Source organism: Modestobacter sp. SSW1-42 (assembly GCF_046635825.1).
Lineage (GTDB): Bacteria > Actinomycetota > Actinomycetes > Mycobacteriales > Geodermatophilaceae > Modestobacter.
Genome location: NZ_JBISCA010000004.1, coordinates 133555 through 157273 on the forward strand (window position 1 = coordinate 133555; position 23719 = coordinate 157273).

The following is a 23719-nucleotide window of genomic DNA, read 5'->3' on the forward strand; positions in this document are numbered from 1 at the left end:
TCACCCGCACGGGGTGGCCCGCCGGCCGCAACCGCGCAGTTCCGCCACCGGGAGGCCGATCAGGGGGTGTGCAGCTGCTGCAGTCGATGAGGGCCCGGGACCCGCGGGCCGCAGCCCGGACCGCCGTCCTGGTGCTGCTGGTCAGCGCTGTCACCATGCTGGTCTTCTCGCTGTTCGGCCCCAACGCGACGACCACCGCCGGGATCGTCGCCTCCTGGGTGACCGCGGTGCTGCTGACCGGGCTGGCCGTCACCTACCGGTTCGCCACGCCCGAGGAGATCGACCGCCGCGGCGGCTACCTGCTGATCGCGCTGATCGGCGTGGTGCTGTGCTGCGGGATGAACTGGATCACCAGCGACCCCTCGGCCGGCGGGCAGGCGTTCCTCGCCTTCCCGGTGCTGTGGGCCGGGGTGCACCTGCGCCGGGCCGCCGTCCGGGTGGTCACCGTGGCCGCCCTCGTCGGTGACGCGGTCGTGCTGTTCCACCTGGAGCCGGTCGGTCACGCGGTGAGCGACCTGAGCTTCTTCGGGGCGGTGCTCATCGTCATGGCGCAGATGCTGGTGCGCTCCGGGGAGACCCAGGACCGGCTGGTCACGATGCTGCAGGAGCAGGCCACCGTCGACTCGCTCACCGGGCTGGTCAACCGCCGGGTGCTCGACGAGGCGCTGACCCACGCGCTGGTCACGCAGACCCGGCCGCAGGGCACCGCCCTGGTGCTGGTCGACATCGACTCGTTCAAGTCCATCAACGACCGGTACGGCCACCCCGTCGGCGACGACGCGCTGGTGCACATCGCCGGCGTGCTGCGCTCGGTGGTCCGCCCCGGGGACGCCGTCCTCAGCCGGATGGGCGGCGACGAGCTCGCCGTCCTGCTGCCCGACTGCCCGGCCGACGTCGCCGCCCGGCGCGCCACCGAGGTGCTCGACGCCGTCCGCGCGGCGCCGCTCCAGCTGCGCGACGGCACCCTGCTGGCGGTGTCGGTCAGCCTCGGCGTGGCCCACGCGCCCTCGCACGCCGAGCAGCTCGAGGAGCTCTACGCCGCCGCCGACTCCGCGCTGTACGCCGCGAAGCGGGCCGGCCGCGACCAGGTCCGCGTCGCCGAGGTCCTCTGACGGCTCCGCGACGGTGATCAGGTCCCCTGATCAGAAGCTGTCCTCCACCACCAGCATTGGTGCAGGGGGACAGACGTTGATCAGGGAACCTGATCCAGATCTGGACGGCGGACCGGTCACCGCCGCAGGCCGCGGACGGCGCCGGCCAGGGTGCGGGCGGTGAGCCGCCCGTCGGCCAGACCCAGGGCGACGACGTCGTCGAAGGCCCGCTGGTCGGCGGCGGCCGCGCGCACCACGGCCGCCATCAGCGCGGGCCACCGGCTCAGCTGCGAGGCGATCCCGGACGAGCGCAGGTGGGCGCCCAGCCGCCGGCGCAGCAGCTGCCGGTGCACCTGGCCGGCCTGCGCTCCGTGCCCGGCGGCCTCCCCGGCCAGCGCCCCGGACAGCACCGCGTAGAAGATGCCCTCCCCGGTCAGCGGGTTGATCAGTGACTGCGCGTCGCCGGCCAGCAGCACCCGGCCGTCGGGCAGCCGGGGACGCCCGGTCGACAGCGGCAGCCGGTGCGCGCGCAGCCCCTCGGGCTCGACCCCGGGCAGCATCCGGTGCAGGCCGGCGACCAGCTCCGCGCGGGTGACCCCGCCCGACACCAGCTCGCCGTAGCCGACGTTGGCCCGGCCGTCGCCGAGCGGGAACGACCACGAGTACGCCGGCCAGCGCTGCTCGGTCGTGGCCACCACCTGCACGCCCTCGCTGCCGGGCAGCACCGGCGCGTAGCCGCGGATGGCGATCGCCAGCCGGTCCGGCGGGTTGCCGGCCAGGCCCAGCGCCCGCCGGACGACGGACTCCGCGCCGTCCGCGCCGACCAGCACCCCGGCCCGGATGGCGCCGTCGACCAGCACGTGGTCGGGGTGCACGGTCACCTCGCGCACCGTGTGCCGCCGGAACCGGACGCCGGTGTCGAGCACCTGCGCCAGCAGCCGGCCGTCGAGCACCGCGCGCGGCACCACGGACGAGGGCCGGTGCAGCGCGCGCTCGACCGTCGTCCCGCCCGGGGCGTGCAGCCGCAGCCGCGGGACGGTCGGGTACCCGGCGGTCAGTGCCCCGACGTCGAGGCCGAGGCCGGCGAGGACGTCGAGGGCCTCGGGCGCGATGCCGTCACCGCAGACCTTGTCCCGCGGGAACGCCGACCGGTCCAGCACGAGCACGTCGGCGTCCGGACGGGCCCGGCGCACCGCGGCCGCGCAGGCCGCACCGGCCGGGCCGCCCCCGACGACGACGACGTCGGCTGCGTCCACCGCGGCGGGGCTCAGGTGTTGTTGGCCGGCGTCGAGGTGCCCGGGTTGCAGTTCTGGTCCTGGCTGTTGGTGTCGTTGCCGGCGTCGCAGTTGGTCTCGCCGCGCTGGAGGTCGGTGTTGGAGCCGCCGCAGCCGGTGAGCACGGTGCTGCCGGCGATGGCGAGCGCCACGAGGGTCCGCTTGAGTCGCATGGGAGGGGCCGTGCCCAGGAAGCCCGGTGTGCAACCGGCCTCAGCCGCGGGGCGCGGTCCACTTCCGGGCCGGGTGGACGTAGCCGGCCACGAAGTCCAGCAGCCCGGCCGCGTCCTGCACCACGCCGAGGGCCTCGAGCCGGGCGGCGTCGAGGTAGCCGTCCTCGACCATCCGGCGCAGCTGGGCCAGCTGCGGCTGCCAGAAGCCGTCGACGTCGAGCAGCGCGACCGGCTTGGCGTGCAGCCCGAGCATCCCCCAGGTCCACGCCTCGAACAGCTCCTCCAGGGTGCCGGCCGCGCCGGGCAGCGCGACGAAGGCGTCGGAGAGGTCGGCCATGACCGCCTTGCGCTCGTGCATCGTCTGCACGACCTCCAGCCGGGGCAGCCCGCGGTGGGCCACCTCGTCGTCGACCAGGTGCTGCGGGATCACCCCGACCACCTCCCCGCCGGCGGCCAGCGCGGCGTCGGCGACCACGCCCATCAGGCCGACGTCCCCGCCGCCGTAGACGATGCCGACGCCGGCGCGGGCGAGGTCGCCGGCGAACGTCGCGGCCGCCTGCTGGTGGGCGGGCGGGCCGGCGTGCGAACCGGTGAAGACGGCGATGCGCATGGCCCGACCCTAGGGCGAGCGGTCCGCGCGCCCCGGCGGCGCGGCGGGGCGCCGTACCCCGCGTCCGTCGCTCCCAGAGTCGTGTGCGATGGCGGGCCGGGGGCACCCGGCTGTTCGCCTGATGCTCTCCTCAGGGTCACCCGTTGGTGGGACCTGCACCGCAGAGTCGGCGCGACAGATGCACGGACGACGATGCGGGAGCGAGTCGATGAGCCACGACCACGACCACGACCACGGTCACCACCACCACGAGCACGACCACGGGCACGTCCACGGCGCCGAGGGCACCTGGGCCGACCCGGACGCCGACGACCCGTTGTCAGTCTCGCGTCGCGGGTTCCTCGCCACCGCGGCCGTCGTCGCCGGTGCCGCCGCCGGCATCGGGGCCACCGCCTCCGGCCTCGGTCAGGGCGTCGCGGCCGCCGCGGGCACCAACGCCGCCGCCGGCACGTCGGTCAACCCGTGGACCCCGGGCGCCAAGTACCTCTCCGGCGACCACCACATCCACACCAAGTACTCCTCGGACGCGCAGTACGAGGTCGCCGAGCAGATCCGCCGGGGCCGTCAGTACGGCCTGGACTGGATGGTCATCACCGACCACGGTGGTGTCGCCCACCAGAAGCTCTCGATCGACAAGATCACCCCGGAGATCGCCCAGGCGCGCAAGGTCTTCTCCGACACCCTGATCTACCAGGGCCTCGAGTGGAACATCCCGAACGCCGAGCACGCCACGGTGATGCTGCCCCCGGGCAACTCCACCGTCGACATCCTCAAGGCCTTCGAGGCCGGCTACGACGGCAGCGTGCTCTCGGCCAACGGGGTCACCGGCAACGTCGAGCCCTACGCCGTCGAGGCGCTGAAGTACCTGGACAACCAGGTCCGCAACAAGCGCACCGAGATCGCGCTGATGTTCGCCAACCACCCGGCTCGCCAGGGCATCGACAGCCCGCACGAGATCCGCAACTGGCGCGACGCGGCCCCCTCGGTCGCCGTCGGCATGGAGGGCGCCCCCGGTCACCAGGCCGCCGGCATCCCGACCTCGCAGGGCGGCCCCGGCGGTGGCCGTGGCTACTACGACAACGCCGGCACCCGCGCCGACCGGTTCGCGCCGTACCCGCCGGAGTCCTACCGCACCTTCGGTGGCTTCGACTGGATGACCGCCACCGTCGGTGGGCTCTGGGACTCCCTGCTCGCCGAGGGCAAGCCGTGGTGGGTCACCGCCACCTCCGACTCGCACCGCGTCTTCCGGGACACCCGCGTGCAGGGCCCGCTGGACTACAACGCCAACGGCACCCGCGGCAACGCGGTCGACACCGGCCGCCCGATCACCGAGTACGGCGACTTCTGGCCCGGCCAGTACAGCAACACGATGGTCATGGCCGGCCAGCGCAGCTACGTCGACGTCATGCGCGGCCTGCAGGCCGGCAAGATCGTCGCCGTGCACGGCCGGCTCATCGAGGGCCTGGACGTGCGGGTCCGCTCGGCCGAGCAGGGCGACCCGCAGGGCGTCACCCTCGGTGGCCGGACCTGGGTCCGCCGCGGTGGCGACGTCACGGTGACCATCACGGTCAAGGTGGCCGGTGGCGCCAACGCCAACGGCGACGTGCCGAAGCTCGCCAAGATCGACGTCATCACCGGCGCGGTCACCGGCCCGGTGGCCGACCGGGACGTCTTCCGCGCCCCGGAGACCGCCGTCGCCAAGACCTTCGAGGTCGGCACCGGCCGGGCGACGTTCACGTTCGAGCACACCTTCAAGAACGTGGAGCGCTCGTTCTACCTGCGGCTGCGCGGCAGCGACGGCAAGCAGCTGGACGCGAACGGCAACCCGCCGATCGACGTCATCGGCGACGCCAACCCGTGGGAGGACCTCTGGTTCTACGCGAACCCGGTCTTCGTCGACGCGATCTGATGACGGCGTCTCCGGCAACGGCGACCTGGTGGGGCGGGGTGCCGGCGGCCGACCTGGTCACCGACGCCCACCTGCTGGCCGCCGTCGACGAGGCGCTCGCCGGCTCGGGCACCGGGGCGGAGCTGGTCTGTCTCCACGAGGACCGGCCCGCCCCGGGCTCCCGGACCGGCGTCAGGATCGGGGTGGCGCTGCGGCTGACCGGGGAGCCGGCCGACCCGGCGGCGACCCGGGCGGCGCTCGCCGCGGCGCTGTCGGGGCCGGTGCTCACCCCGGGCGACGAGGCCGACGACGCCTCGGCGCCGGCGCGCACGGCGCTGACCGAGGCCGGTGCGGGATCGGCCGGTCGGGCGGTCCGTTTCCCGGGGTTGGCCTCGGTGCGCGGGCGGCTCACGGTGGCCGACCTGGTCGCGACCACCGGCATCGACCGGGTCCGCGGGCTCTACGGCCCGGTGGCGGACACCGCGGTCGTCGAGACCGGCCCCCACGGCTTCGTCCGCCCGCGCTGGGAGGACGGCGAGCTGACGCTCCTGGTCGAACCGGTCGCCGGGGGGCTGCTGCAGCCCTTCGAGATCGAGTCGCCCCACCAGTGCTGCGGTGGCGAGCACTGAGCAGTCGAGCACGACCCGCCGGGGCCGACGTCACCGACGTCGGCCCCGGCGGCGTTCACACCACCGGGGTGGCGAAGCCGATCTCCTTGCCGGCGATGCAGGCCGGGAAGGTCTCGAACACCGCCGCCCGCTCGGGGGAGGCGTTGTAGCGATCCTCGACCTCGAGGAAGTCGGCCTCGGTGCCGTCGTGGGCCACCGCCCAGGTGAAGGTGGAGTGCTCCTCCTCCGCCACGGCGAACAGCACCCGGAAGCCGAACTGCTCCCGCACCGGGACGATGGACGGGAACCACGCCAGGAAGTCGGCCATCCGGCCCGGTTCGATCTCGTAACGACGCAGCTGCACGGTCATGCGCCCAGTCTGATGGAGCCCCAGGGGCGCGGAAACGGTGCCCTGGGACTCCATCACGGACGGGTCAGGACGACGGCGGCACGTAGAACTGCAGGTCGTTGCCCTCGGAGTCCTTGAACGGCGCGATCCGGCCCCACGGGTGGTCGCTGATGCCGCCGGTGAACTCCACGCCCTTGCCCTGCAGCTCCGCCACCTCAGCGTCGAGGTCGCCGTCGGGCTGGAAGGTGATGACGGCGCCGCCGTCGGCGTGCTGCGCCGTCCCCTCCCGCGCGTTCAGCCCGATCATCAGGCCGTTGGAGTCGAACTCGCTCCAGTCCTCGGTGACCTTCTTCTCGGTCAGCCCGAGGGTGTCCCGGTAGAAGGCCCGGGCCCGGTCCATGTCGTCGACCGGCACCCACACGCTCGCCACACCACTCGCCACGTCAGATCTCCTCCGTCGGTAGGTCGTGCACGACCCGTGCCCACCCGGGCGGCGCGGCAACCGCGGCGCGGCCACGGCAGACTGAGCCGGTGCGCCCCTCGACCGACGGCTGGACGACGTGCGCGCTGGGGCACCGGCACTGGGGGCTGGCCGGCGCGGCGGGGCTGCTGCTGCACCGCCCCGGGGCCGACGGCGTCGAGGTCCTGCTGCACCTGCGGGTGGGCTGGTCGCACCACGGCGGCACCTGGGGCACGCCCGGCGGCGCACTGCTGGCGGGTGAGGCGCCGGCCGACGGCGCGCTGCGCGAGGCGGGGGAGGAGCTCGGCCTGCGCCGCGCCGACGTCGTCCTCGGGACGGCGTCGGTCGACGACCACGGCGGCTGGAGCTACACGACCGTGCTGGCCGAGCCGGCCGGACGGCTCGAGGTGGCCGACCTGGTACTCAACGAGGAGAGCACCGACGTGGGCTGGTTCGCCCTCGGCGCGCTGCCGCTGCTGCACCCCGGGCTGGCCGGCTCGCTGCCCACGATCCTGCCGCTGCTGGCCGCCTGACCCCCGCCCTCAGGGGACGGTGACCGGGACGACGACGAGCCGGTGGTCGCCGAAGCCGAGCGCCCGCACCTCCGCCGGCCCTGCCGTGACGGGGTCGAGGGCGAGCACGTGGTCGAACTGCACCCGCGGCGCCGGCGCGGGGTAGGTGGGGGCGGTCGCCAGCCGCTGGGCGCGGGCCAGCCGCGCCGGCAGCGGGCCGATCAGGTTGAGGTCGCCGGCGACGAGCACCGGGCCGGGCAGCGAGCGGGCCCAGCGGCGCAGTCGCAGCAGCTGCCGGGCCGCGGTGTGCGGGGCGAAGGACAGGTGTGTGCCGATGACGGTGACCCCGTCCAGCTCGGCGGCGACGGTCAGCCGCGGCTCGTCGGGGAACCACCAGGTGCGGCTCTCGCCGGTGCGCGGGTCGGGAGCCCGGATCGGCAGCCGCGCCCGGCCGGCGCCCAGGCCCAGGACCGACCAGCGCCGCACCGGCAGCCGGCTGAACAGCGCGATCCCGTAGAGCGGGTCGGTGGGCACCTCCCACGACGCGCGGAGCACCGGCGGGTCGACCGGTGTCCAGCTGCGGAAGGGGTCGGGGGTGCCGGCGACCGCGGCGGCGAAGCGCCAGTCGGGGGTCCCGAGCGCGGCGGCCACCTCGGCCGGCTGGTCGACCGTGTGCGAGCGCGGCTGGGCGACGTCGACCTCCTGGACGGCGAGGACGTCGACGTCCAGCCCGGCCAGCGCGGACCGCAGCCCGGCGGCGTCGAGCGAGCGGCCCCGGGAGTCCCGGGCAGAGGCGAGGTTGAGCGTGCCGACCCGGAGTTCCACCCGGTCATCAGACCAGGACCGCGGTGCTCGTGCTCTGCTGCCGGTCCGGCAGCAGAGCACGAGCGCCCGCAGAGCACCCTCCGGGGACGGCGGCTAGGTTCGGCCCGTGAGTGCACGCGCGGACGTCTCGGAGATCTTCGACGCCTCGGCCTGGGAGCAGGTGCCCGGCTTCGAGGCCCTCACCGACGTGACCTACCACCGGGCGGTCGACGCCGGGGTGGTGCGGGTGGCCCTGGACCGGCCCGAGGTGCGCAACGCCTTCCGGCCGCAGACGGTCGACCAGCTGCTCGCCGTCCTCGAGCACGCCCGGCTGTCCACCGACGTCGGCTGCGTGCTGCTCACCGGCAACGGCCCCAGCGAGAAGGACGGCGGCTGGGCGTTCTGCTCCGGCGGCGACCAGCGGGTGCGCGGCAGGTACGGCTACGAGGCCGGCGACGGCGTCAGCGGTCGGCTGCACATCCTGGAGGTGCAGCGGCTGATCCGCTTCATGCCCAAGATCGTCGTCTGCGTGGTGCCGGGGTGGGCGGCCGGCGGCGGGCACAGCCTGCACGTGGTCGCCGACCTCACGCTGGCCAGCGCCGAGCACGCCCGGTTCAAGCAGACCGACGCCGACGTGGGCAGCTTCGACGGCGGGTTCGGGTCGGCGTACCTCGCCCGGCAGGTGGGCCAGAAGTTCGCCCGCGAGGTCTTCTTCCTGGGCGAGGAGTACTCGGCGGCCGACGCGCACGCCATGGGCATGGTCAACCGGGTGGTGCCGCACGCCGAGCTGGAGGCCACCGCCCTGGACTGGGGGCGCCGGATCGTGGCCAAGAGCCCCACCGCCCAGCGGATGCTCAAGTACTCGTTCAACCTGATCGACGACGGCCTGGTCGGCCAGCAGCTGTTCGCCGGGGAGACGACCCGGCTGGCCTACATGGCCGAGGAGGCGGTCGAGGGCCGCGACTCCTTCCTGGAGAAGCGCCCCGCGGACTTCTCCCGGTTCCCCTGGCACGTGTGACGAGGAGGACGACGTGATCATCGAGGTGATCGGTGGTGCCGACGAGCGGCCCGAGGTGCGGGTGGCCGACGTCGACGACCTGACCCGGCTGCACCTGGCCCTGGGCGCGGTGACCGACGACGAGGCCGACGCCGCGCTGCAGGCGGCCGGGATGGGCCGGCTCACCGGCGGCGACACCGGCGTGGTGTCCGTCGCGGCGCTGCGCTCCGCCGCCGAACCGCAGGCCGGCAGCGCCGACTGGGGCGACCGCTTCGACGCGATGGTGATCTTCGCCGCGGACAAGGGATGGACCGCCGACGACGGAGCTGGTCTGCAGGTGCACGTGGAGCCTGCGGCGTCCGCCTGACCTGCGGTTCCACCTCTACGGCCACGGGCCGTGACGGACCGGGCACACCTGTGTCCTGGATGTGTCGTGCGCGAGTTGTTGTGGTGGGTCCACGTTCTTGGGCACGATTGCACGGTGGCGACGACAGACCTTCCCCAGCGACCCGCCGGCTCACGTCCCCCGGGCCGGCCGCTGTCCGCGGAGCTCTCCGACCAGCTCGTCGCCGTGGCGATGGACATCCTGGCCGACGAGGGCTGGGGGCGGCTGAACAGCGACCGCGTCGCCGCCCGGGCCAAGGCGGGCAAGGCCGGCATCTACCGCCGGTGGCCCACGATGGCCGCCCTCGCCCGCCACGCCCTCACGACCACGTCGCTGGTCGAGGTCCCGGCCGACACCGGCTCGCTCGACGCCGACCTCTGCGGGCTGCTGGTGCGCTGGACGCGGCCGCTGGACCGGTCCGAGCGTGCGGCGGCCAGCCTGGTCGGCGCCGCCCGGCACGACGAGGAGCTGCGCGCCGGCCTGGACGAGGCGCTGCTGCGCCCGCTGGGTGCCGCGGTCCGCGAGATCACCGCCCGCGAGGCCGCCCGCGGACGTGAGCTGCCGGCCGAGCGCGTGGCGTTGCTCGGCTCGGTGCTCGAGGCGCTGTGGTGGCAGCGGTACACGTCCTTCGCCGCGGCGCCGCGCAGCACCGCCGAGGTCGAGCAGCTCGTCGCCGACGTGCTGGTGCCCATCGTCGAGCCGGAGCACCTGCCCGGCGCCGGCTGAGCCCGCGCGGCTCAGGCCTCCAGCGCGGCGGCGGCGGCCCGACGGAGCGCGCCGGCGGCCGGCGCCCAGTCGGCGCGGGTGGCCTCGGCCCAGGCGCGCACCAGCGCCGGCAGGTCGACCACGTCGAGGTCGGCGGCGAGGTCGGCCACCGTCGTCGTCCAGCGGGCCGGCGGCTGCAGCGTGCGCGGGGCGACGTCGTCCACCCGGGCGACGTCGTCCACCCGGGCGGCGGGCGCACCCGGCCGGCGGTCGAGCGCCAGGTACAGCCGGACGGCGGCCGACGCCGGCTGCCCGGGCAGCAGGTGCTGCGCGTCGTAGGTGTCGACCGCCAGCTGCAGCAGCGCCGCCGTCTGCAGGTCCTGCGCCGCCTCGTCGCGCAGCCCGCGCACCGTGACCTGGAACAGCCGCCAGCAGCTGGGGGAGGCGCCGGGGTGCTGGCCGGCGGCCCCGGGCGTGGCCACCAGGACCGCGCCACAGCCGGGGCAGACCGTCGTCCGGAGCTGGTCGGCGGCCGCGGGGCCGGGGGTGTCGGACGAGGTGTCGGCGGCGGTCACGACGGTCGATCGTGCCGCACCCGGCGGGTGGCCGCCGAGCGGGCGGCGCGGATCCCGGTTGGCCCGTGCGCCGGAGGGGAAGCTCCCGGGGCATGCCCGAACCAACGATCGCGGTCCTGGACGTCGACGGCACGCTCGTCGACTCGAACTACCAGCACGCCCTGGCCTGGTACCGGGCGTTGCGCTCGCTCGGGGAGACCTTCCCCGTCTGGCGCATCCACCGCCTGATCGGCATGGGCGGTGACCAGCTCGTCGGCGCCCTCGGCGGGGACGAGGTGGAGGGGCGGATCGGCGACGAGGCCCGGGACAGGTGGGTCGAGGAGGTCGACGGGCTCATCGACGAGATCGCCCCCCTGCCCGGCGCCCGCGACCTGCTCGTGGCGATCAAGGAGCGCGGGCACCGGCTGGTGCTCGCCAGCTCGGGCAAGCCGCAGCACGTCGACCGGTTCGTCGACCTGCTGGGGGTGCGGGACCTCGCCGACGCGATCACCTCCTCCGAGGACGCCGAGGCATCCAAGCCCGCGCCGGACCTCCTGCAGGTGGCGCTGCAGAAGCTCGGTGCGGCCCCGGATGCCGACAGCGTGATGATCGGCGACTCGGTCTGGGACGTGGAGGCCGCGAAGAAGGCCGGCATGCCCGCGATCGTCGTCCGCTCCGGTGGCTTCGGGGACGACGAGCTGCGCGAGGCCGGCGCCGTGGGCATCTACGACACCCCGGCCGACCTGGCCGCGGCCCTGGACGACACCCCGCTGGCCTGAGCAGAGGAGGACCGTCGGTGGACCGCCGACGGTCCTCCTCCGCCCGGCGGGTCAGCCGACGACGCCCGCCCGCAGGACCGTGTACTCCTCGACGGCGGCCATCGGCGGGCGCTCGTCGACGGCCACGGTGTGGCTGGTCGGCACGAAGCCGGTGCCGTCGTGGGCGAACTGGGTGAGCAGGCCGCCGGGCTCGAGCCGGCTGCGGCCCGGGCGGCCCCGCTCGGCGCGGGAGAGCACCGTCGACACGATCTGGCCGGCCATCTTGCCCAGCGCGGCGTCGGTCTGGTGGGAGTGCGTGCGGGTGCCGAGGTCGACCTGGGCCAGCCCGCTGAGGCCGCAGACCTGGAGCAGGTCGACCAGCAGGCCCACCTCCACGCCGTAGCCGGAGACGAACGGCACCTGCTCGAGCACCGAGCGGCGTCCGGCGTACTCGCCACCGAGGGGCTGGACGAAGCCGGCCAGCTCAGGCCACAGCGCGTTGAGCAGCGGCCGGGCGGTGAGCTCGGTGACCCGGCCACCGCCGACCGGGCGGTGCTCGCCGTCGACGGTGAGCGGCCGGGTGTAGCAGCCCTTGACGTACTCGACCCGCGGGTCGAGCAGCAGCGGGGTGAGCAGCCCGGGCACGTAGTGGCTCACGTCGCCGAGCAGGTCGGAGTCCATGAAGACGACGAGGTCGCCGGTGGTGGCGGCCAGCGACTTCCACAGCGCCTCGCCCTTGCCGGGGCGGTCGCCGTGCGAGGGGAGCACCTCCCCGGCCGCGACGACGTCGGCGCCGGCGGCGCGGGCCACCTCGGCGGTGGCGTCGGTGGAGTTGGAGTCGATGACGAGCACCTCGTCGACCAGCGGGACGTCCTCGACCCAGCGGGCCACGAGATCTCGCACCAGGACGCCGACCGTCGTCTCCTCGTTGCGGGCGGGGAGGACGACGCTGATCCGGTGGCCGCCGCGGCGCTTGGCCAGCAGGAGGGCGTCGACGTCGATCTCGGCCAGTGAGGTGGCCGACGTGGTGCGGTGCTCGAACCAGGCGCGGGCGTCAGGTCGCATCCGCCCACTGTCGAGCACGGCCGTCTCCCTCCGCACGCCGGCGGGACCTCGTTCACACGAACTTCACGTTCCGGGCCGCCAGTGTGACGATCCCGCCTCGGCCGGGCAACCAGCGGACGGACCGCCGGGGAACGGCCGCTGAACGGGACGCCCCGCGGCGGGCAGCTCAGGTGCGCGCCACCAGCACGGCGCCGTCGGCGGGGGCGTCGGCGACCGGTTCGGGGTGCCCGAGGTCGGTGAGCCACCCGCGCAGCACCCGGTGCAGGTGCTCGGCGCCGACGACCTCGCCGGGGTCGGCCCACGCCCGGGGCGCGAGGAGGAAGCCGTGCTGCTGCGGGCCGCCGAGCGCGCCGTGCGAGCCGACGTGCGGCTCGAAGGGGGAGGCCTCGTCGGTCACCGGGTCGTAGGCGCTGTTGACCACGACGTCGGGGCAGTGCGCGAACCCCGAGGCGCGGGCGACCAGGGCGGCGGCGTGCGGGCCGTAGGGGCCCAGCGGGTCGGTGCCGATCACGACGCCGGTGCGCAGCCGGTGCAGCCCCTCGCGGCCGAGCACGACGGGGCCGAACTCCTCGGAGTGCACCAGCATGAAGCCGATGCCGGCGTGGTCGACCAGGCTGGGCAGCAGGTCGGGCCAGTGCCGCTCGATGGTCTCCAGCGGCACCCGGCCGGGGTGGTCGGTGAAGGACACCATCGCCATGTGGCCGCTGACGGTGACCACCACGCCGGGGGCGACCCGGGTGACCGCGCCCGGCTCGCCGGGCGGGGTGGGCGCCTCGCGGGCGCTGGTGCGCTCGACCCGCGCACGCAGCCGTCGGGCGACCAGGCCGCCTCCCGACGCCGCCTCGGCCAGCGCACTCGTCATCTGCCAGCCCGGCGTGGTCCGCGCGCCGGCGGGCGGCAGGAGGCCCAGCAGCCGGCGGCGCGGTGCCGGCGGCTCGGCGCCGGCCAGCCGCCCGACCAGCTCCTCGACCGTCTCGCCGAACCGGTCGGCGAACGCCTCGCCCTGGGTCTGCCCGTGGTCGGAGAGGCAGACCAGGTGGTAACGCCGCGGCGCCAGCTGGCTGGCCCGCCACAGCCGCCCGACCTGCTGGTCGATGTGCCGCAGCACCTCCAGGGCGTCGAACCGCTCGATGCCGGAGTGGTGGGCGACCTCGTCGTAGCCGACGAAGTCCGCGTAGACGACCGGGCGCCCGGCCAGCATGTCCTCGACGAGGGCGTTGACCACGACGTCGCGGGTCAGCACGGTGGTCGCCGGCCGGGCCAGCGGGTAGAGCCCACCACGCCTGACCCGCGGCCGGACGTCGGCCCGCCGTTGCGCCGCGGCCGCCGACAGCTCCCGGACGACGTCCACGGCGTAGACGCCGAGGGTGCGCAGCGCGTTGACCGGGTTGGCGAAGTAGCCGTAGTAGCCGGCGCCGATCCGGTCGCGGGTGCGCCGCTCCCGCCGCGACCGCCGGCCGACCACGGCCAGCGAGCTCATGGTCAGCGACACGTGCGGGGCGTCGCCGGTGAACAGGTTGCCGCGGCCGGCGCCGTCGCCGGCGAGCAGCCCGCGGCCGTCGGAGTGCCGGCGCTCGATCTCCGCCGCGTCGCCGGGGGAGGAGACGGTGACGACCCGGTCGTGCTCCTTCTCGTACCAGCGGAAGCCCAGGACGTCGTCGTTGGAGCCCTGCAGGATCCCGCACTGGCTGGCGCCGGTCTGCGAGCTCCAGTCGGTGTGCCAGGCGCGCAGCTCGTGGGTGCCGGCGCGCAGCCAGGCGGCCAGCGTCGGCATCGAGCCGTCCCGGACGGCGCGGCGGGCGACCTCGTGGCCGAGCCCGTCGATCTGCAGGAACACCACGCCCGGCGGCTCCTCGCCGGCGTCGGTGGCGCCCCGGCCGCGACGGCGGGCGCGGCGGAAGAAGACCTCGTCCTCGTTGACCGCCAGCACGCTGCTGATCACCCCGGCGGTGCCGGCCATCGTCACGGCCACCACGAGGGAGGTGGCGAAGCTGCGCACCTCGACGCCGGGGATCGCGTGGAAGACCGCCAGCACGCCGCCGCCGAGCAGCAGGAAGCTGCCCAGCCCGAACGTGAACACCGCGACCGGCAGCGCGATCCGCATGACCAGCGGCCAGACCAGCGCGGCGAGCAGGCCGAACACCAGCGCGGCGACCGGCGGCTGCCACCACGAGCTCATCGCGAAGCCGGTCAGCCAGGAGTCCAGGACCACCAGCACGCCGGTGACGGTGGCCCAGACCAGCAGCAGCCGGGCCAGCGTCCGGCCGCCGCGCAGCACCCGCCCCGGACGGGTCGGCCCGCTCACGACGTCAGGTCGGCGGTCGGCGTGACGTCGGACGTGCGGTGCCGGCGGCGGCGTGCGGCGACCAGGTTGAGCACCACGCCGACCAGCAGCACCAGCACGGTGGCGATGAGGGTGGCGACCAGCGGGGAGTCGAAGACGCCGCCGCTGACCACGCCGAGCAGCGCGTAGGCGACCGCCCACAGCAGGGCCGCGACGAAGGAGGCCGGCAGCAGCCGGCGCCACGGGTAGGCCAGCGCGCCGGCGGCCAGCAGCACCGGGATGCGCCCGGCGGGCAGCAGCCGGCCGATGACGATCAGCTGCCAGCCGTGCCGGCGGAACTGCTCGCGCACCTCGTCGACCCGGTCGGCCTGCTGCCGCCGGGCCACCCAGCGCACCGCGGCCGGGCCACCGGACCGGCAGACGGCGAAGGTGAGGACGTCGCCGCTGAAGGCGCCCAGGGTCGACAGCAGCACGACCAGCGGCAGGGACAGCTGCCCACCGCTGACGGCGAAGGCCGCGGCCGCCCCGACCACGGCGCCGGTGGGCACGACCGGCACCACCGAGCCCAGCAGCACCCCGCCGAAGACCAGTGGGTAGCCCAGTGAGCTGCCGTCGGTCCAGCTGACCGCCAGCACGTCACCGGTCATGGCGAGCCCTCGACCGGCGCGGGCAGCACGACGGGGGAGCCGGGGGCGGTGAGCGCCACCTGCGTCCTCGCCCCACCGACGGCGGCCAGCGCGGCGACGTCCATGGCGAACCGGCGCGGCGGGTCGAGCAGCAGGTCGCGCATCCTGGCCCGCCACGGGCTGGGCACCGAGCACAGCCCGGCGATCGCGAAGGTGCCCCAGTGCACCGGGACGGCGACCTGCGGCCGCAGCTGCTGCACCGCCGCCGCGGCACCGGCCGGGTCGAGGTGGCCGGGGCCGAGGCTGGGACCCCAGCCCCAGACGGGCACCAGGGCGACGTCCACGCCGTCGTCACCGAGGTCGGTCATGCCGGGGAAGGCGTCGGTGTCGCCGGCGGCGTAGACGGTGACGCCGTCGCCCTGGACCAGGTGACCCACGGCCGGGGCGTGCGGGCCGTGGGTCAGCCGCGGCCCCCAGCGGTGGGCGGCGTGGTCGGCGTAGGTGGCGGTGACGGTCAGCCCGCCGTCGGTGCGGCTCTCGCCCGGGCCGAGCTCCTCGACGGCGGTGAAGCCGTGCCGGGTCAGCCACCGGCCGGCCCCGCGCGGGACGACGATCGGGGTGCTGCGGCCCAGCAGCCGCAGCGAGGGCAGGTGCAGGTGGTCGTTGTGCAGGTGCGAGACGAGCACCAGGTCGACGCCGGCCCAGCTCTCCGGCGGCAGCGGGGCGACCATCCGGCGCAGCGGGCCCAGCGTGGGGGTGAGCAGCGGGTCGGTGAGCACGGTGCGGCCGGCGAGCTCCAGCCGGACGGTCGAGTGGCCGAGGAAGTGCAGCGACGGCGTGCTCACCCGGCCAGTATCGGGCGTCCGGCCGTGCTGGTGGTGTGACCTGGACCCGGTGGCGGCCTGGCCGGGGTCCGGTCACCGACCGGCGTGGTAGTGCCCCTTGACGTCGTCGAGGCTGAGCGCCGTCGTGTACACCGCGGCGTGGGCCAGCAGGCCGGTGTAATAGCGGTTGGTCGGCTCGCTCGGCCAGCCGGCGGTCTGACCGCGGCCCATCCGCCAGGTCCCGCTGGCGTTGAAGCCGGTCGTCATCGCGGAGTCGCTGTCGACCAGCACGCCGTCGACGTAGAGCGCGGCCCCGCCACTGCCCTGGGTGGCCACCACGTGGTGCCAGGCGTTGTCGGCGTACCCGGTCGTGCTGTTCACCGTCCGGTAGGCACCGGTGACCGGCTCCTGCCCGAAGAACAGCCGGCCGCCGTTGCTCATGTAGATCATCCGGTCGTTGTCGTTGCCGGAGCCGCCGTCCCGGCGGAAACCGAGGACCAGCCCACCGGGGGTGCCGGTCCTCAGCCAGATCTCGAGGGAGAACGTGTTCGGGTTGGTGACCGGGAACGGCGAGGTGATGTAGGTCGTCGAGCCGTCCAGCCTGACCGCGTCGTCGGCGCCGCGGCAGTTCGGTCCCGGCTGGCCGAGCACGATCGCGCCCTCGTAGGTGCCGTTGTTCGCGGTGCCTGCGGTCCCGGCGTTGGCGGCCACCGTGCCGGCGGTCTCCTGCAGCGGGTAGTACAGCTGCGCTGCGGGGGAGGCGGCCGCCTCGGCGCAGGTGTAGTGGTCGTTGGCGACCCAGGTGTCGGGGCCCTGGGTGGTCGTCGTCGTGTACTTGGCGTCCGCGGTGCTCGTGGTCACCACGGTGAGCACGGCGGTGAGCAGTCCGGTCAGGGCCACGACGGCCCGGGACCGGGCGCGCGGCGGCCGGTGCCGGTGGCGGGTGGCGGTGCGCCGCTCGGGCAGGGAGCCGAGCAGTGCGCCGCCGGACCGGGGGGCGCGGTGGGCGCGCCGGCCGGCGCGCACCGGGGCCAGGGAGCCCCCCGGGTGCCGGTGGAGCGTCGCCGCGCCGACGAGCAGCGTCAGGGCCGTCCCCGCGGTCAGCAGCGCCGGCAGGTCCCGCTCGGACCACCAGACCACCGGCCGGCCGATGGCGGGCAGGCGCAGTGCGCCGGTGCCGTGCACGGCGGACGGGGCGACGAGGGCGGAGTCGTCCTGCGGGTTGGCGTCACCGCGCAGGCGCAGCATGCCGTTCTCGATGCCGACGAGCCGGTGTACCCGGAGCCGCCCGGGGTGGTCGGGGTCGTCGACGAGCAGGACCATGCCGGTGCGCAGCTGGTCGGACGCGACGGGCCGGGCGACCACCACGTCCCCCACCTGCAGCCGGGGGGCCATGGAGCCGGAGACGACCACCGTCGACTCCCAGCCGGCTGCGGCCGGCAGCAGTGACCAGCCGACCAGCCACAGCACGGTGATGAGCACCGCCCGGGCGGCGCAGCTGAGCACGAAGGCCGGCCAGCGGGAGCGCCACGAGCTGGGCAGCGTGCGCCGGTCCCGGCCGGGCAGGGCGCGAGCCGCGGCCTCCAGCGCCCGGGCGGACGGGACGCCGTCCCGACCGGCTCCCCGGGCACGGAGCAGCGCTGCTGGCGAGATCACCGGGTCCTCCGTCGAGTGGGTCGAGGTCAGCCAGGACGAACGGGCCGGCGGATCAGGTGTTCTGCGACTCCCAGGTGAAGGTCATCGACGCGGAACCGTTCTGACTGGTGTTCGTCGCGTTGGGGTCCAAGGTGTAGCTGAACTGGAACGTTCGGCTCGACGAGGCCGTCGACGTGGTCGTCCAGCCCGTGGCGCCGGTGGCGTAGCTGCCCCGGTTGGCCCGGAAGTCGGCGAGGTTGCCGGAGTAGACGTTCCCCGCGGCGCCGTCGGCGGCGAAGCCGGTGCAGTTCCCGTAGGTGCCGCCGGTGCCCCGGGTGACGGTCAGCTGCAGCGCCGAGGCCAGCGCGTTGTTGGCGGTGGTGCTGGCGGTGGTGCTCGTGCCGTACAGCCGGATCTCCGAGGGGAGCCCGCTGGCCGTCACCGTGATGCAGCTCGTGCCGGTCGAGCCGGGCTTGAGGCCGGTGACGTTGAACATGACCGCGGCGTTGTCGTTGTCGGTGAGCGTGACGCTGCCGGCCTGCCAGTTGTTGACGCCGTTGTCCGTCGTCGCCGAGAAGGCCGCGTAGGAGGTCTGCCAGATGACCGACGTGCCGACGGCGACGGCGAGGACGGGGGTGAGGACGAGCCCGAGGCGGACAGCGCGCCGCTTGGGCAGGGAGGGAGCGAGGTGCTTCATCGTCGCGGGGGCTTCCTGTGTCTGAGGTGCGCCGCTGACGTACCGGCGTAACCCCTACTACGGCCGGCCCCGGCCAGTGCTTGAGCACGTGACCGCACACGATTCGTCGGGCCCCGGTACGGCCTCAGGCGTCCGCGTGCGCGCGCTCCCCCGGGTGCGGGGTGAGCGTCGAGGACGGGTGCCGCAGCAGGGCGGCGACCTGGCCGGCGGTGAGCCCGCTGGGCAGCACCGGGCCGGTGACCGCCATCCGGCACTGCGCCCGGATCGCCCCGTACAGCTCCGGGCTGCCCACCCCGCTGGCCAGCGTGTAGACGTCGAACGCGGCGGCGCTGGACTCGATCGCCGACAGCACCCGCATCGCCCGGTCGTGGTCGCCGGGGGCGGCCAGGCCGCGGACGTCGACCCGCACGGTGTCCAGCGGCACGCGGGCCAGCTGCGACCACAGCGTGGAGCCCATCCCGAAGTCGTTGAGGCACAGGTGCACCCCGGCGGCGCGGACGGTGTGCAGCGCGGGGATGAGCCCGGCCGAGGACGTCTGCAGCACCTCCTCGTCGAAGGCCAGCACGAGCCGGCGCGGGGCCATGCCCGAGCCGGCCAGCGCCGCGGCCACCTCGCCGGCGAGCTCGTCGGCGTGCACCTGGCCGGCCGGCAGGTCGAAGCCCACCTGCAGCCCGCCGTCCAGCGCGGCCACCTCCGTGCAGGCCTGGTGCAGCAGCCACTGCTGCAGCGCGCCGTTGCTGCCCTGCCGCTCGGCGGCGGCCCAGAGCTCGGGGGCCGGGAGCAGCCCCAGCTCGGGGTGGGCCCACACCGGGGTGGCGTGCACGCCGGTGACCTGCCCGGTGTGGCTGGTGGCGACCACGTCGTAGCGCAGCTGGACCTCCCCGGTGGTCATCGCCGCGGCCACGTCACCGCTGACCTGGGCGACCCGGTCGTCGGTGTGCACCCGCCAGCAGCCCTTGCCGGCCTGCTTGGCCGCACCGAGCGCGGCGTCGGCCTGGCGGAAGGCGACCTGGCCGCCGCCGGGGTTGAGCCGGGCCAGCCCGACGCTCGCGCCGACGGTGAAGCTGCGGTTGCCGACCCGGTAGGGGTGGGCGAGGACGTCGACGACCCGCTGGGCCGCCTCCACGGCGTCCTCCTCGGCGCCGGCCACGAGGACGGCGAACTCGTCCCCGCCCAGGCGGGCGACCAGGTCGTCGGCGCGCAGCAGGCTCTGCAGTCGCCGGGCGACCTCGACCAGCAGCAGGTCGCCGGCCTCGTGCCCGGCGGAGTCGTTGACCGACTTGAAGCCGTCGAGGTCGAGCACCAGCAGGCACCGTTGGGCACCCGGGGCCGTGGCGGCGCCCATCTCCTGGAACAGCATCGCCCGGTTGGGCAGCCGGGTGAGGTGGTCGGTGAAGGCCATCCGCTCCAGCTCGCGCTCGCGGCGCCGGCGGGTCGTGACGTCGCGCAGGTGCAGCACCCGCCGGCCGCTGCCGGGGCGCTCGTGGTGGGTGACCTCGAGCTCGCGGGGCTCGCCGCCGGCGTCCTGCACGCGCAGGTGCAGGGCGGGGGCCACGTCGCCGGTGCCGACGGTCAGCTCCCGGCGCACCCGGACGCGGTCCTCGGCGTGCAGCAGGTCCAGCAGGCAGGGGTGCAGGTCGGAGTCGAGGACGCCGAGCAGCGTGCGCGCGGCGGGGGAGGTGAACTCCAGGCGCAGCTGGGCGTCGACGATCGCCACGCCGTCGGAGCTGGCCTCGACCAGGCCGCGGAAGTCCTCCTCGCTGCGGAGCAGGTCGGCGTGCACGCGCCCGCTCTCCCGGATGCGCAGCACGATCCGCACCAGCAGCATCGTGATGACGACCGCCAGGCAGGCGATCGCCCCGTCCTGCAGCGGCATGTCCAGCACGATCGCGGTGAGCAGGGTGGTCGGCACGCCCACCAGGGCGACCACCTGGACGGCGACCCCGGCGGCGTTGACCACCGGGACGGCGTCGGCCGGCGACGGGGCCGCGGCCGTCTCCGCGGCGAGCTGGACGGCCCGGACGCCGACGACCAGCGCGGCGACGACGGCCACGTCGGCGACGTCGGCCCACAGGCCCGCCGGCGCCAGGACGTGCACGGCCAGCAGCGCCGAGGCCAGGCCGAACAGCCCGGTCATCGCGACCATCGCCGTGGCCGGCCGGCGGACGGCGGCGGTGGAGACGGTGCACAGGGCGCCCACGATGCCGATCGCCAGCGCCGGGTGGACGCCGTAGCCGATCACGACGGGGAACAGGTCGTGGGGCACGGCGCCGGGGGACAGCGCGGGGGAGAGGACCAGGACGTCGGCGACCAGGACGAGGGCGAAGGCGACCATCACCCCGTCGATGACCAGCAGCGGCCAGTTGGTGCCGCGGACACGACCGCCGAGCAGCACCGCGCTGACCGGCGGGCCGGACGCGGCCACCATGACCAGCAGGTCCCCTCCGCCCAGGCCGCCGAGCACGCCGCCGACGCCCAGGCCGGTGAGGGTGTTGGCGACGCCGAACACCAGCGCGCCACCGCCCAGGACCTGCCAGGGCAGCCGGTCGCGGCGGCCCATCCGCCGGGTCAGCCGACGGCACCGCCAGGCGGCCCAGCCACCGACCGCGGCCAGCACGAGGTCGTCCCACTGCGGCAGGGAGCCGGGCGGGCTGAGGGGCTGGGTGCACACCAGCGCCACGAGCGCGGTCAGCAGGACCACGGTCAGCGGGGTGGGGCGCACCCGGTTCACGACGACGTCCTGCGAGCGGCGGTGGAGGTGACGCCGGTGGCCGTGCCGGGCCCGGCGATGCCGGGCAGGCCGGCCGGCAGCGCCGCGACGTCCATCGGGCGGGCGAGCAGGAAGCCCTGGATGTAGCGGTGGCCCATGTCGCGCAGCAGCTGCAGCTCGGGCTCGGTCTCCACGCCCTCGACGACCACCGACAGGCCCAGGCTGCTGCCCAGGTGCAGCACCGAGGCGCACAGCGCCCGGCGCTGCGGGTCGGTCTCGACGTCGGAGAGGAACTGCCGGTCCATCTTCAGCACGTCGATGGGCAGCCCCACCAGGTAGGCCAGCGACGACCAGCCGGTGCCGAAGTCGTCGACGGCGATCCGGACGCCGAGCTGGCGGAGGGCGGCCAGGTCGTCCACGACGTGGGCGTCGTCGAGCAGCACCGACTCGGTGATCTCCAGGACCAGCCGGGTGGCGGGCAGGCCGCTGGTCTCCAGGGCCCGGAGGACGTCGGCCACCAGCTCGCCGCTGCGGACGTGCCGCGCGGAGATGTTGACGGCCACGCCGAGGTCGCGGTGCGGCAGGGCGGCGATCGTGGTCATGGCCTCGGTGAGCACCCACCGGCTGAGCTCGGTGATGAGCGCCGACTCCTCGGCCAGCGGCACGAACTCGGCGGGGGAGACCTCGCCGTACACGGGGTGCCGCCAGCGCAGCAGCGCCTCGACCGACACGGTGCGGTGCAGGGCCAGGTCGACGACGGGCTGGTAGACCAGCCGCAGCTGACCGTCGGCCAGGGCACGGTCCAGGTCGGCGCGCAGCGACTCCTGGCGGTCCTGGGTGATGCGCAGGGCGTCGGAGTGCCGGCGCACCCGGCCCGGGCCCGCGGCACGGGCGCTGCGCAGCGCCAGGTCGCCGCGGCGCAGCCCCTCGCCGGCGTCGACGTCGGCACCGAGGGGGGCGATGCCGGCGACCGCGGTCAGCCGCAGCGTGCCGGTGCCGGTGGCCACCGGCTCGACGGCGGCGACGAGCCGGGTGGCGACCACCTCGGCGTCGGCGATCGTGCCGTCGACCAGCACCGCGAACTCTGCGCTGCCGGAGCGGGCCAGCCAGTCGTCGCCGCGCAGCACCCGGGTGAACCGGGTGGTGAGCTCGCGCAGCACCGTGGGGTCGTCGGTCCCGGGCAGCCCGTCGACCGCGACGAGCACCAGCGAGGTGGTGGGCACGGCCGGGTCGCGCAGCAGCGCGCCGAGCCGGGTGGTGAGCGCCGAGCGGTTGGGCAGCCCGGTGGCCGGGTCGGAGGTGCTGAGGGCCAGGTCGGGCTCGACCGCCGCCCGGGCGGTGGCCGTGACGTCACGGCAGTAGAGCACCAGACCGCCGACGTCCGGGTCGCTGCGCAGGTCGCGCACCTGGGCCTGGATGAGCCGCCAGCGGCCGTCGACGTGCCGCACCCGGGCGGAGCGCGTCTTGGTCGCGCCGGCCTCGCCGGCCGAGGCCAGGGCGCCGGTCACGCCGGCGGCGTCCTCGGGGTGGACGACGTCGGTCATCCGGCCGCCGACGATGCGGGCGGGGTCCAGGCCCAGCAGGTCGGTGATGGAGGGGGAGACCCAGCGGACGGTCAGCTGGTCGTCGAGGATGACCACGGGGTCGGCGCTGCTGCGGACCAGCGCCCGGAAGTACGCCTCGCTGTGCTGGAGCCGGGTGGTCAGTTGGTCCTGGGCGCGCCAGCTGGCGGTCTGGTGGGCGAAGAGCAGGCAGAGGCCCACGGCGCCCAGCCCGGTGCCGAAGACGGTGACCTCGCCGGTGATCCAGACGCTGGACAGCAGCATGACGCCGCCGACGGTGGCGGTCGCGTGCGGCAGCAGCGAGCCCAGGCGGGAGCTGTAGGCGACCGGGTCGGGACGACGGGCCCCGGCGGCCGGGACGTCGTGCCGGCAGGCGACGAGGACCAGCGCCAGGCCCAGCACGCTGGCGCCGCAGGCGACGTACTGCAGCGGCTGCGGCCCGGTCGTGACCGCGGAGGCGGTGGAGGCGACCGAGGCCGCGCACTGGCCGGCGAAGACCAGCCCGGCGACCCGGCGTCCGGCCGTGCCGCTGACCGACATCGCCAGCAGCGAGACCCCGGTGCACAGCGCCGTGCAGAACAGGAGGGCGAACAGCGTCACGGTGGCCGACAGCGCCGGCTCGCCGGTCACCGGGACGAACAGGTGGTAAGTGGTGTGGACGACCAGCAGGTCGGCGACCACGAAGAGTGCGAAGGACGTCGCCAGCTGGGCGCGGGCGGCGCGCAGCGCCCGCCGGTCGATCATCTGGCCGATCGCGGCGACGACGAGCAGCTGCCCGGGGACGCTGCCCAGCGCGGTCTGGCCCCAGGGCAGCAGCATGCTGGCCACCACGGCACCCGCGCCGCCGGCGAGGACCGCCGCCGAATAGCAGCGCCAGGCGCGGGGGTGGGCGGTGCGGGACGCCGAGCGGGCCAGCAGCACCGCGACCACGACGACCGCGGACAGGTTCAGCGTGACCGACGGGCCGTCCTCGACACCGGGCACGAAGCCGGCCGCGGTCGTCAGCAGGGCCGCCGCGAGGGCGAGCAGCAGGTGCCGGGCGAGCGGCGGGGCGGCCGGGCCACCCCGGGCAGGGGCGGCCACGGCCCGCGCCGGTGCGGCGAGGACTCCAGAGGTCACAGGAGGGTGTTCGGGACGACCGGTGCGGC

At 75.3% G+C, this 23719-nt stretch carries 23 protein-coding genes; 8 read left to right on the forward strand and 15 right to left on the reverse strand.

Annotation, left to right across the window (positions count from 1 at the left end):
• The first annotated feature begins 86 nt into the window (after positions 1 to 86).
• Positions 87 to 1112, forward strand: coding sequence for a GGDEF domain-containing protein (locus ACGBYP_RS14940; RefSeq protein WP_411585396.1), 1026 nt, complete (start codon positions 87 to 89; stop codon positions 1110 to 1112).
• Between the two features lie 116 nt (positions 1113 to 1228).
• On the opposite strand, the gene ACGBYP_RS14945 is transcribed toward ACGBYP_RS14940, so the two are convergent.
• Genes ACGBYP_RS14945 through ACGBYP_RS14955 form a run of 3 tightly spaced genes read right to left on the reverse strand, consistent with a single transcriptional unit; the run spans position 1229 to position 3148 of the window.
• Positions 1229 to 2347 (reverse strand): NAD(P)/FAD-dependent oxidoreductase, encoded by a 1119-nt coding sequence (locus ACGBYP_RS14945; protein WP_411585397.1) that lies wholly within the window; start codon positions 2345 to 2347, stop codon positions 1229 to 1231.
• A gap of 11 nt (positions 2348 to 2358) precedes the next feature.
• Positions 2359 to 2538, reverse strand: a complete 180-nt coding sequence (locus tag ACGBYP_RS14950) for a hypothetical protein (RefSeq protein WP_411585399.1) — start codon at positions 2536 to 2538, stop codon at positions 2359 to 2361.
• Positions 2539 to 2578: 40 nt separating this feature from the next.
• A complete protein-coding gene (locus tag ACGBYP_RS14955; protein ID WP_411585400.1) occupies positions 2579 to 3148 on the reverse strand; it encodes a TIGR00730 family Rossman fold protein in 570 nt (189 codons plus the stop codon).
• A 208-nt stretch (positions 3149 to 3356) separates the two neighbouring features.
• On the opposite strand from ACGBYP_RS14955, the gene ACGBYP_RS14960 reads away from it, so the two are divergent.
• Together ACGBYP_RS14960 and ACGBYP_RS14965 are read left to right on the forward strand one after the other, a co-directional pair.
• Positions 3357 to 5057, forward strand: coding sequence for a PHP domain-containing protein (locus tag ACGBYP_RS14960; RefSeq protein ID WP_411585401.1), 1701 nt, complete (start codon positions 3357 to 3359; stop codon positions 5055 to 5057).
• A complete protein-coding gene (locus ACGBYP_RS14965) occupies positions 5057 to 5665 on the forward strand; it encodes a hypothetical protein (RefSeq protein WP_411585402.1) in 609 nt (202 codons plus the stop codon). Before ACGBYP_RS14960 ends, ACGBYP_RS14965 begins: the two co-directional genes overlap by 1 nt.
• A gap of 55 nt (positions 5666 to 5720) precedes the next feature.
• Here ACGBYP_RS14965 and ACGBYP_RS14970 read toward each other — a convergent pair whose 3' ends face one another.
• Both ACGBYP_RS14970 and ACGBYP_RS14975 read right to left on the reverse strand, forming a co-directional pair.
• The gene (locus ACGBYP_RS14970; protein WP_411585403.1) at positions 5721 to 6014 is read right to left on the reverse strand and encodes a hypothetical protein; all 294 of its coding nucleotides are present in this window, start codon (positions 6012 to 6014) and stop codon (positions 5721 to 5723) included.
• Between the two features lie 64 nt (positions 6015 to 6078).
• The gene (locus ACGBYP_RS14975; protein WP_411585404.1) at positions 6079 to 6435 is read right to left on the reverse strand and encodes a VOC family protein; all 357 of its coding nucleotides are present in this window, start codon (positions 6433 to 6435) and stop codon (positions 6079 to 6081) included.
• Between the two features lie 89 nt (positions 6436 to 6524).
• Here ACGBYP_RS14975 and ACGBYP_RS14980 point away from each other — a divergent pair, with 89 nt between their 5' ends.
• Positions 6525 to 6986 (forward strand): NUDIX domain-containing protein, encoded by a 462-nt coding sequence (locus tag ACGBYP_RS14980; RefSeq protein WP_411585405.1) that lies wholly within the window; start codon positions 6525 to 6527, stop codon positions 6984 to 6986.
• Positions 6987 to 6995: 9 nt separating this feature from the next.
• On the opposite strand, the gene ACGBYP_RS14985 is transcribed toward ACGBYP_RS14980, so the two are convergent.
• Positions 6996 to 7790 (reverse strand): endonuclease/exonuclease/phosphatase family protein, encoded by a 795-nt coding sequence (locus ACGBYP_RS14985; protein WP_411585406.1) that lies wholly within the window; start codon positions 7788 to 7790, stop codon positions 6996 to 6998.
• A gap of 106 nt (positions 7791 to 7896) precedes the next feature.
• On the opposite strand from ACGBYP_RS14985, the gene ACGBYP_RS14990 reads away from it, so the two are divergent.
• The 3 genes from ACGBYP_RS14990 to ACGBYP_RS15000 all read left to right on the forward strand — a co-directional run bounded on the left by ACGBYP_RS14990 (position 7897) and on the right by ACGBYP_RS15000 (position 9877).
• The gene (locus ACGBYP_RS14990; protein WP_411585407.1) at positions 7897 to 8787 is read left to right on the forward strand and encodes a 1,4-dihydroxy-2-naphthoyl-CoA synthase; all 891 of its coding nucleotides are present in this window, start codon (positions 7897 to 7899) and stop codon (positions 8785 to 8787) included.
• Positions 8788 to 8800: 13 nt separating this feature from the next.
• Positions 8801 to 9133, forward strand: coding sequence for a hypothetical protein (locus ACGBYP_RS14995; RefSeq protein WP_411585408.1), 333 nt, complete (start codon positions 8801 to 8803; stop codon positions 9131 to 9133).
• A gap of 114 nt (positions 9134 to 9247) precedes the next feature.
• Positions 9248 to 9877, forward strand: a complete 630-nt coding sequence (locus ACGBYP_RS15000) for a TetR-like C-terminal domain-containing protein (RefSeq protein ID WP_411585409.1) — start codon at positions 9248 to 9250, stop codon at positions 9875 to 9877.
• 11 nt (positions 9878 to 9888) lie between these two features.
• On the opposite strand, the gene ACGBYP_RS15005 is transcribed toward ACGBYP_RS15000, so the two are convergent.
• Positions 9889 to 10431 (reverse strand): DUF5946 family protein, encoded by a 543-nt coding sequence (locus ACGBYP_RS15005; protein ID WP_411585410.1) that lies wholly within the window; start codon positions 10429 to 10431, stop codon positions 9889 to 9891.
• A gap of 92 nt (positions 10432 to 10523) precedes the next feature.
• Between ACGBYP_RS15005 and ACGBYP_RS15010 the strand changes: the two genes are divergently transcribed.
• Positions 10524 to 11189, forward strand: a complete 666-nt coding sequence (locus tag ACGBYP_RS15010) for an HAD family hydrolase (protein ID WP_411585412.1) — start codon at positions 10524 to 10526, stop codon at positions 11187 to 11189.
• A 51-nt stretch (positions 11190 to 11240) separates the two neighbouring features.
• On the opposite strand, the gene ACGBYP_RS15015 is transcribed toward ACGBYP_RS15010, so the two are convergent.
• The 8 genes from ACGBYP_RS15015 to ACGBYP_RS15050 all read right to left on the reverse strand — a co-directional run bounded on the left by ACGBYP_RS15015 (position 11241) and on the right by ACGBYP_RS15050 (position 23690).
• Positions 11241 to 12233 carry a glucosyl-3-phosphoglycerate synthase gene (locus tag ACGBYP_RS15015; RefSeq protein WP_411585413.1) on the reverse strand — a complete coding sequence of 331 codons (993 nt, stop codon included), beginning with the start codon at positions 12231 to 12233 and terminating at the stop codon, positions 11241 to 11243.
• A gap of 166 nt (positions 12234 to 12399) precedes the next feature.
• Positions 12400 to 14538, reverse strand: coding sequence for a phage holin family protein (locus ACGBYP_RS15020; RefSeq protein ID WP_411585414.1), 2139 nt, complete (start codon positions 14536 to 14538; stop codon positions 12400 to 12402).
• The gene (locus tag ACGBYP_RS15025) at positions 14535 to 15164 is read right to left on the reverse strand and encodes a DedA family protein (RefSeq protein ID WP_411585415.1); all 630 of its coding nucleotides are present in this window, start codon (positions 15162 to 15164) and stop codon (positions 14535 to 14537) included. Before ACGBYP_RS15025 ends, ACGBYP_RS15020 begins: the two co-directional genes overlap by 4 nt.
• Positions 15161 to 15988, reverse strand: a complete 828-nt coding sequence (locus tag ACGBYP_RS15030) for an MBL fold metallo-hydrolase (RefSeq protein ID WP_411585416.1) — start codon at positions 15986 to 15988, stop codon at positions 15161 to 15163. Before ACGBYP_RS15030 ends, ACGBYP_RS15025 begins: the two co-directional genes overlap by 4 nt.
• A gap of 72 nt (positions 15989 to 16060) precedes the next feature.
• Positions 16061 to 17623, reverse strand: a complete 1563-nt coding sequence (locus ACGBYP_RS15035) for a LamG-like jellyroll fold domain-containing protein (RefSeq protein ID WP_411585418.1) — start codon at positions 17621 to 17623, stop codon at positions 16061 to 16063.
• 52 nt (positions 17624 to 17675) lie between these two features.
• Positions 17676 to 18299 (reverse strand): hypothetical protein, encoded by a 624-nt coding sequence (locus tag ACGBYP_RS15040; protein WP_411585420.1) that lies wholly within the window; start codon positions 18297 to 18299, stop codon positions 17676 to 17678.
• Between the two features lie 124 nt (positions 18300 to 18423).
• Complete coding sequence (locus tag ACGBYP_RS15045) at positions 18424 to 21030, reverse strand: diguanylate cyclase domain-containing protein (protein ID WP_411585421.1); 2607 nt, start codon at positions 21028 to 21030, stop codon at positions 18424 to 18426.
• Entirely contained in the window at positions 21027 to 23690 is a 2664-nt protein-coding gene (locus ACGBYP_RS15050) for a putative bifunctional diguanylate cyclase/phosphodiesterase (protein WP_411585423.1), read from the reverse strand. Before ACGBYP_RS15050 ends, ACGBYP_RS15045 begins: the two co-directional genes overlap by 4 nt.
• Positions 23691 to 23719: the final 29 nt, after the last annotated feature.

Bases quoted from the DNA above. Each gene is read 5' to 3' on its own strand.
- ACGBYP_RS14940 (WP_411585396.1), top strand. From the start codon at position 87: ATGAGGGCCCGGGACCCGCGGGCCGCAGCCCGGACCGCCGTCCTGGTG.
- ACGBYP_RS14950 (WP_411585399.1), bottom strand. From the start codon at position 2,538: ATGCGACTCAAGCGGACCCTCGTGGCGCTCGCCATCGCCGGCAGCACC.
- ACGBYP_RS14955 (WP_411585400.1), bottom strand. From the start codon at position 3,148: ATGCGCATCGCCGTCTTCACCGGTTCGCACGCCGGCCCGCCCGCCCAC.
- ACGBYP_RS14960 (WP_411585401.1), top strand. From the start codon at position 3,357: ATGAGCCACGACCACGACCACGACCACGGTCACCACCACCACGAGCAC.
- ACGBYP_RS14965 (WP_411585402.1), top strand. From the start codon at position 5,057: ATGACGGCGTCTCCGGCAACGGCGACCTGGTGGGGCGGGGTGCCGGCG.
- ACGBYP_RS14970 (WP_411585403.1), bottom strand. From the start codon at position 6,014: ATGACCGTGCAGCTGCGTCGTTACGAGATCGAACCGGGCCGGATGGCC.
- ACGBYP_RS15010 (WP_411585412.1), top strand. From the start codon at position 10,524: ATGCCCGAACCAACGATCGCGGTCCTGGACGTCGACGGCACGCTCGTC.
- ACGBYP_RS15015 (WP_411585413.1), bottom strand. From the start codon at position 12,233: ATGCGACCTGACGCCCGCGCCTGGTTCGAGCACCGCACCACGTCGGCC.
- ACGBYP_RS15025 (WP_411585415.1), bottom strand. From the start codon at position 15,164: ATGACCGGTGACGTGCTGGCGGTCAGCTGGACCGACGGCAGCTCACTG.
- ACGBYP_RS15040 (WP_411585420.1), bottom strand. From the start codon at position 18,299: ATGAAGCACCTCGCTCCCTCCCTGCCCAAGCGGCGCGCTGTCCGCCTC.